This window comes from Mycobacterium sp. (assembly GCF_039583785.1).
Taxonomy (GTDB): Bacteria; Actinomycetota; Actinomycetes; order Mycobacteriales; family Mycobacteriaceae; genus Mycobacterium.
Window position 1 is genome coordinate 20,217 of sequence record NZ_JAVKSG010000023.1, and the last position, 12,746, is coordinate 32,962.

Below are 12,746 nucleotides of genomic sequence, written 5' to 3' on the forward strand. Positions count from 1 at the left end.
CGCGCGCAGCATCACCGCGGTTTCCAGACGGGCTACCCCTGTCACGGTTGGCGTAGCGGCGTACATCGAACACCTCGGGTTGGTCCCATTCCCACTCGTCGCGATTTACCGAGGCGTAGATCACCAGGACGCGTGCGCCGGCCGGGATCCTCACGCCGCTGATTGTGCAGTCCTGAAACGCTTTTCGCGAGAATGCCCGCAGGGGTGTTTCGTAGCGGATGATCCCGTTGACGGCGTTGGGAATCAGGGCGTGATCGCCCTTCATGATCTCCCATTGCCCCGGAAACATCGCGAACAGGTGCAGGGCGCGGTAAATCGCGCTGATCGTGGTGTCCAGTGACAGAGCCACGTAGTCGACCATCAGCGGCGGGCACTCGCGATGCGGGAGCTTTCCGTTGTCGGCCGCAATCAGCACATCGTCGCCCAAGCTGCCTTCGATTACGCTACGACGACGCCTTGGCGCTGTTCCCGCGGCTCGGCACTGCGCCGCAACCCATCCCGCAGTCACCGATTCAGCGGGTCCGCCACGTCGCCAGCCGATCCGTCATCCGCGGCATCGCCCGGCTGACCAGCACGTCGTAGCGCAGAGCATCATGTGCCACACCAGCCTCTTCAGTCGCCGAGTGGGTGGGCCTGCTCTTTTCGGATTTGCACCGCGGGCGATATCGCCCCACGGTGATAGCGCATGCGACCACGATGTCGAACACGAGTGGCCGCCCTCTCGCGTTACCTGTGTGCCTGGCCTGGTTGAGGGTTCTTCACGCCACCGGGCTAACGTCAAGCGCTAGCGACTCACAATGGAGGTGGCATGCGCGCAGCACAATTGACCCGGCTCGACGGTCCCGAGGCAGTCGAGATCGGCGACATCGACGAACCGACCGGCGACGGTGTCATCGTCGACGTGCACGCGGCCGGCGCGGCCTTCCCCGACGCGTTGCTGACCCGCGGCCTCTACCAGTACCGCCCGGACCCGCCATTCGTGCTAGGCGCCGAAATCGCCGGTGTAGTGCGGTCGGCCCCGTCCGATGCGCACGTGCAGGCGGGCGACCGCGTCGTCGGCCTGACCATGCTGACCGGAGGAATGGCCGAAGTCGCGGTGCTGCAGCCCGACCGGGTGTTCAAGCTGCCGGACAACGTGAGCTTCACCGCGGGCGCGGGCCTGTTGTTCAACGACCTGACCATGTACTTCGCGCTGACCGTCCGGGGTCGGTTGCACGAAGGCGAGTCGGTGCTGGTGCACGGCGCCGCCGGCGGAATCGGCACCTCGACACTCCGGTTGGCGAAGGTGCTCGGCGCGTCGCGTGTCATCGCGGTGGTCAGCACCGACGAGAAGGCCGACATCGCGCGGGCGGCCGGTGCCACCGACGTCGTGCTGGCCGACGGTTTCAAGGACACCACCAAGGAATTGATCGGCGGTCGCGGAGTCGACATGGTGGTCGACCCGGTCGGTGGCGACCGGTTCACCGACTCGCTGCGCTCGCTCGCGCCAGGAGGCCGGTTACTGGTCATCGGCTTCACCGGCGGCGACATCCCGACCGTCAAGGTAAACCGGTTGCTGCTGAACAACATTGACGTCGTCGGAGTCGGCTGGGGCGCCTGGGCGGGAACACATCCTGGCGCGCTGGCCGAGCAGTGGGCCGACCTCGAAAAGCTGCTGGCCGCCGGCACGTTGCCGCCTCCCGATCCGGTGGTCTATCCGCTGGAAGAAGCGTCGGCCGCGATCGCCTCGCTGGAGAATCGCACCGCTAAAGGCAAAGTCGTTCTGCGCATTCGGGATTAGCGCAGATGGCCGCCGCGGCTCAGCGACACGTAAACGTCGGCGACGACACGCCGGGCATTGCGGTCGCGGAGGTTTGAGTCTCGACGGAGATATGCCTCGACGTCGCCAGGGCGAACAGCTGCTGCAGAGACCTCTCCAGGTGCATGGGCTCGCACGGCGGGAACTGAGTGTGCTGACGCAGCGCGGCCGGTACGACCGACCAGTCGTAGGTCAGCCGTCGATGGCGGCGTGCGTCGTCGGGTCCGCAACCACGCCGAAAACCGTGTCGGCCGACGCGGGTTGGTGGCGTTGATTGCCGGCAAATAAATCTCGGATGCCCTTGTGAGCACCAAGAACAAAAAGTAAAGTCACTTTCAGTTTCAGCTGTTCTCGCCGTCGCCGCCACCCTGGAGTCACTGTGGAATCCTTCATTCACCTGCGCAAAGGCAAGACGCCGCGTCGTCTGCACGCCGACCTCGACGGGCTGAAGGACGACGAACTGGGCCGTGGCGGCTTCACCGGCCGCACCGCGAACCTCTACCGCCGCCACGACCCCACCGCCTATCGGTCCGAGGGGCCGCTGCGCCCCATCGACGTGCTGTCCAGCGAACTCAAGCCCAGCGATGCGACCGATGCCGACGGTGGGCCGCTGTCGATGTTCACCAACGCTGACTGCCGGATCTCACTGTCGCGCCGCGACCAGCCGATGCCATTCTTCGCCCGGCACGTCGACGGTGACCTGCTGTGCTTCGTGCATCAAGGGGAAGGTCTGCTGCAGACCGAGTTCGGGCCGCTGCGCTACCGCGCCGGCGACTGGGTGTATCTGCCCAAGGCGTGCACCTGGCGTCAGGTGCCCGATGCCGCGACGACGTTACTGATGATCGAGGCGACCGATGAGTTCCGCGTTCCCCCACCGGGTTCGCTGGGCCGTCACTTCCCGTTCGACCCCTCACAAGCCGTCATCCCCGAGCCGGAGCCGATCGATGACGACGGCCGCGACGAGTACCGTGTCCGGCTGGTCCACGACGGTGGCCCGACAACGCTTGTCTACCGGCATAATCCGCTCGACGTCGAAGGGTGGCGCGGCGACAACTTCGCCTTCACCTTCAACATCGCCGACTACAACGTGGTGACCTCCGACAGTGTCCACCTCCCCCCGACCGTGCACCTGTTCATGCAGGCCACCGGGGTCTACGTGATGAACTTCCTACCCAAGCCCGCCGAAGGTGTGCCGGGCACCGAGCGCACACCGTGGTACCACCGCAATGTCGACTACGACGAGATCGCATTCTTCCACGGCGGCTCGCTGTACGGCATCCCGATGCCACCCGGCCTGATTTCCCATGCGCCGCAAGGCGTTCACCACGGCGCGCCGGAGAAGGCGCGCGAACGGGCCCGCCGCACATTCGACGAGCACTCCCGCGTCGACTGGCAGGTCATCGCGGTCGACACCCGTCGGCGACTCACTCCGTCAGCCGAAGTGCTGGCCAACGATCTAGGACAGCATTGATGACGACGGCAGTGCAGCACGACTACCAACGGATCCCCTATCTGGTTGCGTTCCGGAACGATTCCGGGGTCCGCGACGTCTACGGCGGCCTCTCCGAAATCGTGGTGCTGGAAAGCTATCTGCTCAAGCCCAAGGACAAGCCGTCAGACACCGTGCTGATGTTCATGCACCCAATTGGCGGCGGCGCCTACCTGCCGATGACGGGCGCGCTGGCCCGCGCCGGCCACCACGTCATCTACTGCAACAGCCGATTCCGCGGTACCGACTCGGGGCTGCTGATGGAGAAGGTGGTCGAAGATCTCGGCGCCGCCATCAAGGACGCCAAGGAGCGTCTCGGCTATGGCAAGGTGGTGCTCGCCGGCTGGAGCGGTGGCGGTTCGCTGTCGGTGTTCTACCAACAGCAGGCCCAGCATGCGACCGTCACAGCCAGCCCGTCCGGCGACGGGCCCGACCTCACCAAACTCGACCTACCGGCCGCCGACGGCATCATGCTGTTGGCCGCGCACATCAGCCGGCACGGCACGCTCACCGAATGGCTGGACGGGTCGATCCTCGACGAATCGGATCCGACCAAGCGCGACCCGGAACTGGATCTGTACGATCCGAACAACCCCAACCAGCCGCCGTACAGCGAAGAGTTCCTGGCCCGCTACCGGCAGGCCCAGATCGACCGCAACCGCCGAATCACCGCCTGGGTCAAAGACAAACTCGCCGAGTTGAAATCAAGCGGGCGCCCCGACAGCGACGTAGCCGAGTTCGGTTTCGTCGTGCATGGCACGATGGCCGACCCGCGCTGGCTCGATCCCGCCGTCGACCCCAACGAACGAGTTCCGGGAACGTGTTATCTGGGCGATCCTCGAGTGGTGAACATGAGCCCGGTCGGTCTGGCACGCTTTTCCACGCTGCGCAGCTGGTTGTCGCAGTGGAGTTACGACGACGCGCACGCAGACGGGATCGCCTGCGGGCGTGACATCGCGGTGCCGGCGCTGGTGATCGGCAACCTGGCCGACGATGCCTGCACTCCCGAGCACACCCGACGCCTGTTCGAGGCGATCGGTTATCCGGACAAGGAGATGCACGAGATCCACGGCGCCACCCACTATTACGCCGGCCCCGATCAGCGCGCCCAGCTGCGTGAGGCCGTCACCGTTGTCACCGATTGGCTTGAGCGCCATGGCTTCACGGGGGCGCAGTGACGCCGACGGGTGCGTTGGACGGCATCCGGGTGCTGGAGTTGGGCACCCTGATCGCCGGCCCCTTCGCCGGACGGCTGCTCGGCGACATGGGCGCCGACGTCATCAAGGTCGAACCGCCCGGCGCACCGGACCCGTTGCGCACCTGGGGCCAAGCCGAAGTCGACGGACATCACGTGTTCTGGACAGTGCACGCCCGCAACAAGCGAGCCATCACACTCGACCTGCGCCAACCGCGCGGTCGCGAGCTGTTCCTCGATCTCGTCGGCAAATCCGACATCATTGTGGAGAACTTCCGGCCGGGCACCCTGGAGAAGTGGGATCTTGGCTACGACGTTCTCAGCCAACGGAATTCGGGGATAATCCTGGTTCGGGTGTCGGGTTACGGGCAGACCGGGCCCGACGCGCACAAAGCCGGATACGCCTCTGTCGCCGAGGCGTCCAGCGGGTTGCGGCACCTCAACGGGTTCCCGGGCGGACCGCCGCCGCGGCTGGCGCTCTCCCTCGGCGACAGCCTGGCCGGGATGTTCGGCGCCCAGGGGGCGCTGGCCGCGCTGTATCGCCGTGGCGTCACCGGGCTCGGTCAGGTCGTCGATGTAGCTCTCAACGAATCATGCTTGGCAGTACAGGAATCCACGATTCCGGATTACGACGTCGGCGGGGTGGTGCGCGGCCCGTCCGGCACCCGCCTGGACGGGATTGCACCGTCGAACATCTACCAAAGCGCCGACGGGTCGTGGGTGGTGATCGCCGCCAATCAGGACACCGTGTTCGCCCGGCTATGCAGCGCAATGGGGCGGGCCGAGTTGGCTACCGACGAGCGGTTCGCCAATCACATTGCCCGCGGCCGCAATCAGGACGAGCTCGACGACATCATCGGCGCCTGGGCCGCCGAGCGTGAACCCGGCGACATCATCGAAACCCTCAGCGCCGCAGGCGTCATCTCGGGCCCGATCAACACCGTCGCCGACGTGGTGAACGACCCACAGCTGCGAGCGCGCGGCATGCTTGTCGAGCACCACGACGAGCGGCTCGGCCGGCCGGTGCTGGGGCCGGGGATCACGCCGCTGTTGTCGGAATCACCGGGCAGCGTGCGCAATGCCGGCTCGCCGCGGCCGGGCCGGCACAACGACGATGTCTACGGTGGGCTGCTCGGCAAAAGCGCCGGCGAGATCGAGCAACTGCGTACCGAGGGGGTGATCTGATGGTGCACGTCGACATCCGGGAGGTGTCGCTGCGCGACGGTCTGCAGATCGAGAATCCGATCCCGTTGTCCGCCAAGCTCGAACTGCTGGCCGCCGTGGCCGCCACCGGGGTCCGCGAAGTCGAGGCCACCGCGTTCGTGTCCCCATCTAAGGTGCCGTCGATGGCCGATGCCGCCGAGCTGGCCGCCGAACTGCGTCACTACCCCGACATCGACTTCTCCGCGCTGGTCGCCAGCCCGAACGGCGCCAAGCGGGCCGTCGCCGCCGGTTTACGCTCGATCGAGTACGTGGTCGCGGCCAGCGATGCCTTCAGCCAGGCCAACGTGGGGCGCAGCAGCGCGCAAGCAGAAGAACAGATCAGCGAGATCGTCGCCATCGCCCACGACAGCGGCGTCAGTGTCGAAGTTATCGTCGCCGTTGCATGGGACTGCCCCTTCGACGGCCCCACCAGGCCGCAGCGGGTGCTCGACATCGCCGCCGCCGCACGGGACCGCGGCGCCGACCGGTTCAGCATCGCCGACACCATCGGCACCACCACGCCGGGACGGGTGCGGTCGCTGATCACGCAACTACGTCCGGTGATCGGCGAGCTCCCACTGGGCGGGCACTTCCACAACACCCGCGGCGCCGGGCTGGCCTGCGCCTACGCCGCGGTCGAGTCGGGTGTCACCCGCCTGGACGCCTCCGCCGGCGGGCTGGGCGGTTGCCCGTTCGCACCGGGCGCCACCGGCAACATCGCCACCGAGGACCTGGTGTATCTGCTGCGCGATAGCGGCGTCGAGGTCGACATCGACTTGCCGGCCGCGATCGCCGCGGCCGGGGTCGCGAAATCGGTTGTCGGCCATGACTTACCCAGCGCCCTGCTGCGGGCCGGTGACCGGAAACATGCCGGCTGAGGTCCTGACCGCGAAAGGTCGCCAGACCCGGGCGGCCATCGAGCAGGCCGCCCGCAAGTTGTTCGCCGAGCGCGGCTTTCACGGCACCACGCTGGCCGACATCACCTCTGCCGCGGACAAATCCGGGGCAGTGTTTTACCGGTACTTCGATGACAAAGAAGATCTGCTCGCGGCGCTGGCCGAGTCATTTCTCCGCGAGGTGCTGACGCCGTCCGGGCTGAGCCTGCACTTGCCGGACTCCCCCCACGACGACGCGTTCTTCACGTCCGTGGTCACCGGCTACTGGAACATGTTCAAGCAGAACATCGGCATCATGATCGCGGTCGCGCAACTGGCCACCACCCAGCAACGATTCGCCACCGTGCAGAACGAGTTCCGGCGGTTCGGCATGGACATCGTCGCGGCCTCGGTGCGACGCGCGCAGCAACAGGGCTATGCCTGCGAGCTCAACCCCGAACACATCGCCGCGGCCATCGCCCTGCTGTTCGAGAACTTCACCACCGTGTTCGTAGGACCGCTCGCCCCCAAAAAACTTGGCATGGCGATCGGCGATGAGGACGCGATCGCCACCCTCGCTACGGTATGGAAGAAAACCCTGTACGGCACCTAAAGGAGAAATCACTGTGGATTTCACGTTGCCCGAACACCTTCCTGGGCTGCTCGCCGACATGGACGCATTCATCGAGCGCGAGATCGCCCCGCTGCAGGCCGAGAACATGCAGTACTTCGACCAACGTCGGGAACATGCCCGCACCGACTGGGACAACGACGGCATCCCCACCCGGGAGTGGGAGGATCTGCTGTCCGAGATGCGCCGTCGCGCCGACAACGCGGGCTGGCTGCGCTACAGCCTGCCCGAGGCGCTCGGAGGTCAGGACGGGTCCAACATCGACATGGCCGTCATTCGGGAACATCTGGCGCACAGAGGCCTTGGCCTGCACAACGACCTGCAGAACGAGTCCTCGATCGTCGGGAACTTCCCGCAAGTGATCATGATGGAACGCTTCGGCACCGACGAACAGCGCGCCGCGTGGAGCGAGGCACTGATCACCGGTGAACGCTCGATGGCCTTCGGGCTCACCGAGCCGCTGCACGGCTCCGACGCGACCTGGCTGGAAACCCACGCTGTACAGGACGGCTCAGCAGAGGAGGCGTGGATCATCAACGGCTCCAAGCGGTTCAATACCGGCGTGCACCGCGCCACGCACGACCTGATCTTCGCCCGGACCTCCGGCGAACCTGGTCAGGCGCAGGGCATCACCGCGTTCCTGGTGCCCACCGACACTCCTGGCTTCGCAGTTCCGTACTACTGGTGGACGTTCAATATGCCCACCGATCACGGCGAGGTCGAGTTGACCGACGTGCGGGTGCCCACGGACGCGGTGCTGGGCGAGGTCGATCGTGGTCTGGAAGTGGCGCAGACCTTCCTGCACGAGAACCGTATTCGGCAAGCCGCCAGCAGTCTGGGCGCAGCCCAGTACTGTATCGACCGGGCTGCCGAATATGCCGGCACAAGAAAGGTTTTCGGCAAGCCGCTATCGGCCAACCAGGCCGTGCAGTGGCCACTCGCCGAACTGCAGACCGAAGCCCAGATGGTGCGCCTGCTGGTGCAATACGCGGCCTGGCACCTCGACCGCGACCACCACATGGAAGTGTCGGACAAAGTGTCGATGGCCAACTATCGGGCCAACCGGCTGGTATGCGACGCCGCCGACCGCGCGATGCAGATCTTCGGCGGACTGGGCTACAGCCGCCACGAGCCGTTCGAGCACATCTACCGCCACCACCGCCGTTACCGGATCACCGAGGGCGCCGAAGAGATCCAGATCCGCCGGGTGGCCCAGCGGCTGTTCAAGTTCGGTCACCAGTGAGCCTGCCCGACAGCTTGCCCGCGGTGCTGAGCCCGCTACTGGGCGAGGACGTGGCGATCGACAAGCTGCGGGCGTTGACCGGTGGCGCCAGCCGCACCACGTGGGCCTTCGATGCCGTCACGCCCCACGTACGGCGGTCGCTGATCCTGCGTATCGGCCCGCCGGACGACATGCACGCCGGTATGGAGCTCGAAGCTCACGCGCAGGCCGCGGCCGCGGCCGCCGGCGCGCCGGTCCCGCACATTTTGGTCGCCGACGATTCGCCTGCCGCACTGGGTATTCCGTTTTTGATCTGCGACGAGATCAAAGGCGAGACCATCGTTCGTCGCATCCAGCGTCAGCTCGACGCGACGGGCCGGTCGCGGTTGCTGGGCCAGTGCGCGCAGGCGCTGACCGCCATCCATCGAGCGGACGCCACTGACCCGAGGCTTTCCACCGGGGATCAGCTCGCCGAATGGCGTGGACGCCTCGACGCCATGGCCGACACCACCGCCACCTTCGAGTGGGCTTTTCGCTGGCTGGCCGGCAACCGGCCGCCGCCGTCGCCGCCACGGCTGGTGCACGGCGACTTTCGGATGGGAAACCTCATCGTCGACGGATCCGGCTTGGCGGCCGTGCTGGATTGGGAGCTGGTGCACGTCGGTGAGGTCTACGAAGACCTGGCCTGGTTCTGCATCCGGGCCTGGCGATTCGGGGCGCCGTCCAGTCTCGCCGCCGGTGGCCTGGGCAGCATCGAGGATTTTCTGCACTGTTACGAAAAAGCCGGCGGGGCCACGGTCGACCGGGTGGTGTTTCACTGGTGGTTGGTGCTGGCCACGCTGCGCTGGGGCGTCATCTGCCGCTACCAAGCCGAGCGGCACTTGAGCGGCCAGACCCGCTCGGTGGAGCTGGCGGCCATCGGTCGCCGGGTCTGCGAGACCGAGTGGGATCTGCTCACATTGCTCGGCTTGTCCAACCGTGCCGCGCCGGACACTTGTTAACTCTAGGATTTCGCTGTGGCCACTCCCGACGAGGCAATCGACGCAATCCGCGAAACAGGTGGGGCACAACCCGGCCAACGGGCGTTGCACGCCAAGGGCAAGCTGTACCGCGGCACCTTCACCGCCACCCCGGAGGCCGCCCAACTCTCCCGCGCCGCACACTTCGACGGTTCGGCTGTGCCCGCGCTGATCCGGTTTTCCAGCGGCTCAGGTAATCCGGCGCAACCAGACAATGCTCCGGGGGTGCGGGGGATGGCGGTCAAGTTCACGCTGCCGGACGGGTCGACGACCGACGTCTCCGCGCAGACAGCGACGCTGTTTCCGGCCAGCACGCCCGACGGGTTCGTCGCGCTGCTGCGGGCGATGCGTCCCGGACCCACCGCGCCGCTGCGGCTCATCGGATACATCGCCACCCACCCGCGCTTTGTCAAGGCTCTGCCGGTGGTCCGCGAAACGAACAGAGTGCCGGCCAGCTATGCCACCGTCGCCTACCACGGCTTGCACGCGTTCCGCTGGGTCGCCGCCGACGGCAGCGCGCGATTCGTGCGCTACCACCTACAGCCGGCAGCGGGCGAGGAGTTCCTGCCGCTAGACGTCGCGAAAGGCAAGGACGCCGACTTCTTGATCCACGAACTCGACGAACGCCTTGCGTCCCAACCGGTGCGGTTCGACTACCAGGTCCAGATCGGCGAGCCCGGCGACTCGACCGTCGACCCATCCAAGCCCTGGCACAGCGACCAGACCGTCACCGTCGGCGCCCTTGCCATCACCGGCGTCGATACCGAACGCGAACATGGCGGTGACATCGTGGTCTTCGACCCGATGCGGGTCACCGAGGGCATCGAACCCTCGGATGATCCGGTGCTGCGGTTCCGTACGCTCGCCTACTCCGCGTCGGTGCAGCTGCGCACCGGCGTCGGGCGCGGTCCGGAAGCGCCGGCGACCTGATGACGTCCGCGTACGGTCGCCCCACCGCGGCCGAGCTGATAGCCGCGGTGGCCGAATTTCTCGAGACCGATGTGCGGGAGTCGACCTCGGGTCAGGTCAACTTCCATTCCCGGGTCGCGGCCAACGCACTGCGCATGGTGGAACGGGAATTGCTCGCCGATCCCGGGGACAGCGTGAGCGACGCGCTGGCTCGCGTCGGTTATCGCGCCGAAGCCGGGCTGGCGGCCGCCATCCGGGCCGGCGACGTGGACGGCGCCGACGAGCCCGTGCAGGTCGCGTTGCGGGCCCTGGTCGGTCGCCGGCTGGCGACCGCCCACCCAGGCTATGAGCACGAGTAGAAAGAGACACGATGCCCGCTGCCGACGCCGTCGTCGAATTGGCCGATGACCTGTTTGCGGCCATCGAGCGCGGCGACGAGCCCCGCCTCGAGAAACTCTTCGCGGACGACATCGTGGTGTGGCGGGCCGGAGCGGAGCGCGACGACGACAAAGTCCGCGCGATGAAAGTGTTGCGGTGGTTCATCCGCGTCACCGCCGAACGCAGCTACGAGGTTCTGGACCGCCAACTGTTCCCCGAAGGCTTCGTCCAGCAGCACATCCTGCATGCCGCCGGCACGGGAGGCGGATCGATCGCGCTGCGGGTCTGCATCGTGACCAAGGTGGATGCCGACAACCTGATCTGCCGTATCGACGAGTACTTCGACCCGGCCGATCTCGCCCCGATTATGAGCTAAGGAGCAGCAAGCTATGAACGTCGACACACTGCTGAACGATCCTGACACCGCCGGGGTGTGGATCCTGGATCGTGACCGTTCCACCGTCGGCTTCGGTATCAAGAACTTCTGGGGTCTGCTCAACGTCAAGGGGCGGTTCACCGACGTCAACGCCGACGGCCAAATCACCGGCAGGGGAGCCATCTTCGGCCGTCTCGACATCCAGGTGGCGTCACTGCGCACCGGCATCGGCAAGCGCGACAAGCATCTGCGGTCGGCCGATTTCTTCGACGCCGACCGCTATCCGGAGATCAGCGTAGAGATCACCGGCATCGAGCCCGGCGCCGGCGATGCCGCCAACCTCCGGGCCATCTTCAGCATCAAAGGCGTCACCGCGCCCGTTCCGCTGCCAGTGCAGGTCAGCGGGCTCGACGGCGGCGGTGTGCGAGTGACGGCGAAAACCGAGATCGACCGTGATCAGTTCGACATCGGCTGGAACCGACTCGGCATGGTCGGCAAAACGGCAACGGTCTCGGCCGACGTGTACTTTGTGCGGACGCCGCAGTAAATCTCGCCGGGCGCTACGATCTGGACCGTGTCTGCCACCAGCCCCTTGCGGGTCCTCGTGTACAGCGACAACGCCAACACCCGACAGGCCGTCATCACGGCGTTGGGCAAACGGGTGCATCCAGACCTGCCCGAGCTGACCTACGTCGAGGTTGCAACCGGACCGGTCGTGGTCCAGCAGGTGGACGCGGGCGGCATCGATCTGGCCATCCTGGACGGCGAGGCGACGCCGGAAGGCGGCATGGGCCTAGCCAAACAGCTCAAGGACGAAATCGACCAGGGCCCCCCGATCGTGGTGCTGACCGGGCGCCAGGACGACGCCTGGCTGGCCAGCTGGTCACGCGCGGAGGGCGCGGTTCCCCACCCGATCGATCCGATCCGGCTCAGCCGGACCGTCCTGGAGTTGCTCCGTACCCCGGTTCAGTAGCTGTCCAACCGGCCTTCGAACTTGTGCCCGGCCTTCTCGCCGGGCAGCGCCGAATCACGTCGGCAGATCTGGATCGTGAACAAGCCGATTGCTCTCGTGCACTTTGCCATTCGCGATTCCTGCGGTAGCGGCCCCGAATCGGCCGTCGGATGGGGTTTACCGCCCGTCAATCTGTGGTTGAGGTCACATCTAACCTGCTGAGCGCGGGACCGCACGCGGTCGCTAGGCTGTGCTTGCGCTCACAGTCCAGCCCATAGACCAGAGTGAGGAAGCGTCGTCGCGGGATGAATCTTTACCTACCCATTCTCGTACTCGGAGGGATCGCCGCAGCCTTCGCGCTCGGCTCGGTCGGGGTCGCCCAGATCACCGGCCCGAAGCGCTTCAACCGCGCCAAGCTGGAAGCGTACGAATGCGGGATCGAGCCCAGCGACCAGCCGGCCAACGCGCCGCACGCAGGCAGCGGCCAGCGGTTCCCGGTGAAGTACTACCTGACGGCCATGCTGTTCATCGTCTTCGACATCGAGATCGTGTTCCTATACCCCTGGGCGGTCAGTTACGACCAATTGGGGCTGTTCGCGCTGATCGAGATGGTGGTGTTCATGCTCACCGTCTTCGTGGCCTACGCATACGTGTGGCGCCGCGGCGGTTTGACGTGGGATTGAGGGCTGAGATGGGATT

At 66.4% G+C, this 12,746-nt stretch carries 15 protein-coding genes and 1 pseudogene; 14 read left to right on the forward strand and 2 right to left on the reverse strand.

Going from position 1 to position 12,746, the window contains the following annotated elements; genetic code table 11:
* Positions 1-97 precede the first annotated feature (97 nt).
* Positions 98-361, reverse strand: a pseudogene (locus tag ABDV69_RS09825) (cytochrome P450); the annotation flags it as partial.
* Positions 362-808: 447 nt separating this feature from the next.
* Between ABDV69_RS09825 and ABDV69_RS09830 the strand changes: the two are divergent.
* Entirely contained in the window at positions 809-1,780 is a 972-nt protein-coding gene (locus ABDV69_RS09830) for an NADPH:quinone oxidoreductase family protein (protein WP_343573654.1), read from the forward strand.
* 210 nt (positions 1,781-1,990) lie between these two features.
* On the opposite strand, the gene ABDV69_RS09835 is transcribed toward ABDV69_RS09830, so the two are convergent.
* A complete protein-coding gene (locus ABDV69_RS09835; protein WP_343573656.1) occupies positions 1,991-2,176 on the reverse strand; it encodes a hypothetical protein in 186 nt (61 codons plus the stop codon).
* Position 2,177: 1 nt separating this feature from the next.
* Here ABDV69_RS09835 and ABDV69_RS09840 point away from each other — a divergent pair, with 1 nt between their 5' ends.
* The 13 genes from ABDV69_RS09840 to ABDV69_RS09900 all read left to right on the forward strand — a co-directional run bounded on the left by ABDV69_RS09840 (position 2,178) and on the right by ABDV69_RS09900 (position 12,730).
* Complete coding sequence (locus ABDV69_RS09840; RefSeq protein WP_343573658.1) at positions 2,178-3,269, forward strand: homogentisate 1,2-dioxygenase; 1,092 nt, start codon at positions 2,178-2,180, stop codon at positions 3,267-3,269.
* Entirely contained in the window at positions 3,269-4,465 is a 1,197-nt protein-coding gene (locus ABDV69_RS09845) for an alpha/beta hydrolase (protein WP_343573660.1), read from the forward strand. The genes ABDV69_RS09840 and ABDV69_RS09845 overlap by 1 nt, the downstream gene beginning before the upstream one ends.
* Positions 4,462-5,667, forward strand: coding sequence for a CoA transferase (locus ABDV69_RS09850; protein WP_343573662.1), 1,206 nt, complete (start codon positions 4,462-4,464; stop codon positions 5,665-5,667). The genes ABDV69_RS09845 and ABDV69_RS09850 overlap by 4 nt, the downstream gene beginning before the upstream one ends.
* Positions 5,667-6,563: a hydroxymethylglutaryl-CoA lyase gene (locus ABDV69_RS09855; protein WP_343573664.1), complete on the forward strand. Its 897-nt coding sequence runs from the start codon at positions 5,667-5,669 to the stop codon at positions 6,561-6,563. The genes ABDV69_RS09850 and ABDV69_RS09855 overlap by 1 nt, the downstream gene beginning before the upstream one ends.
* A complete protein-coding gene (locus ABDV69_RS09860; RefSeq protein WP_343573667.1) occupies positions 6,553-7,173 on the forward strand; it encodes a TetR/AcrR family transcriptional regulator in 621 nt (206 codons plus the stop codon). The genes ABDV69_RS09855 and ABDV69_RS09860 overlap by 11 nt, the downstream gene beginning before the upstream one ends.
* A gap of 13 nt (positions 7,174-7,186) precedes the next feature.
* A complete protein-coding gene (locus ABDV69_RS09865) occupies positions 7,187-8,434 on the forward strand; it encodes an acyl-CoA dehydrogenase family protein (protein WP_343573670.1) in 1,248 nt (415 codons plus the stop codon).
* The gene (locus ABDV69_RS09870) at positions 8,431-9,414 is read left to right on the forward strand and encodes a phosphotransferase family protein (RefSeq protein ID WP_343573672.1); all 984 of its coding nucleotides are present in this window, start codon (positions 8,431-8,433) and stop codon (positions 9,412-9,414) included. The genes ABDV69_RS09865 and ABDV69_RS09870 overlap by 4 nt, the downstream gene beginning before the upstream one ends.
* Before the next feature lie 15 nt (positions 9,415-9,429).
* A complete protein-coding gene (locus ABDV69_RS09875) occupies positions 9,430-10,362 on the forward strand; it encodes a catalase family peroxidase (protein ID WP_343573675.1) in 933 nt (310 codons plus the stop codon).
* Complete coding sequence (locus tag ABDV69_RS09880) at positions 10,362-10,700, forward strand: DUF6285 domain-containing protein (RefSeq protein WP_343573676.1); 339 nt, start codon at positions 10,362-10,364, stop codon at positions 10,698-10,700. The genes ABDV69_RS09875 and ABDV69_RS09880 overlap by 1 nt, the downstream gene beginning before the upstream one ends.
* A gap of 11 nt (positions 10,701-10,711) precedes the next feature.
* Positions 10,712-11,095 carry a DUF4440 domain-containing protein gene (locus ABDV69_RS09885; RefSeq protein ID WP_343573679.1) on the forward strand — a complete coding sequence of 128 codons (384 nt, stop codon included), beginning with the start codon at positions 10,712-10,714 and terminating at the stop codon, positions 11,093-11,095.
* Between the two features lie 13 nt (positions 11,096-11,108).
* Complete coding sequence (locus tag ABDV69_RS09890) at positions 11,109-11,642, forward strand: YceI family protein (protein ID WP_343573681.1); 534 nt, start codon at positions 11,109-11,111, stop codon at positions 11,640-11,642.
* Positions 11,643-11,669: 27 nt separating this feature from the next.
* Positions 11,670-12,068 carry a hypothetical protein gene (locus ABDV69_RS09895; RefSeq protein WP_343573685.1) on the forward strand — a complete coding sequence of 133 codons (399 nt, stop codon included), beginning with the start codon at positions 11,670-11,672 and terminating at the stop codon, positions 12,066-12,068.
* Positions 12,069-12,352: 284 nt separating this feature from the next.
* Positions 12,353-12,730 carry an NADH-quinone oxidoreductase subunit A gene (locus ABDV69_RS09900; protein WP_343573688.1) on the forward strand — a complete coding sequence of 126 codons (378 nt, stop codon included), beginning with the start codon at positions 12,353-12,355 and terminating at the stop codon, positions 12,728-12,730.
* Positions 12,731-12,746: the final 16 nt, after the last annotated feature.

Excerpts from the sequence above, each read along its gene's own strand:
- ABDV69_RS09830 (WP_343573654.1), top strand. The coding sequence starts at position 809 with ATGCGCGCAGCACAATTGACCCGGCTCGACGGTCCCGAGGCAGTCGAG.
- ABDV69_RS09845 (WP_343573660.1), top strand. The coding sequence starts at position 3,269 with ATGACGACGGCAGTGCAGCACGACTACCAACGGATCCCCTATCTGGTT.
- ABDV69_RS09855 (WP_343573664.1), top strand. The coding sequence starts at position 5,667 with ATGGTGCACGTCGACATCCGGGAGGTGTCGCTGCGCGACGGTCTGCAG.
- ABDV69_RS09860 (WP_343573667.1), top strand. The coding sequence starts at position 6,553 with ATGCCGGCTGAGGTCCTGACCGCGAAAGGTCGCCAGACCCGGGCGGCC.
- ABDV69_RS09880 (WP_343573676.1), top strand. The coding sequence starts at position 10,362 with ATGACGTCCGCGTACGGTCGCCCCACCGCGGCCGAGCTGATAGCCGCG.
- ABDV69_RS09885 (WP_343573679.1), top strand. The coding sequence starts at position 10,712 with ATGCCCGCTGCCGACGCCGTCGTCGAATTGGCCGATGACCTGTTTGCG.
- ABDV69_RS09890 (WP_343573681.1), top strand. The coding sequence starts at position 11,109 with ATGAACGTCGACACACTGCTGAACGATCCTGACACCGCCGGGGTGTGG.
- ABDV69_RS09900 (WP_343573688.1), top strand. The coding sequence starts at position 12,353 with ATGAATCTTTACCTACCCATTCTCGTACTCGGAGGGATCGCCGCAGCC.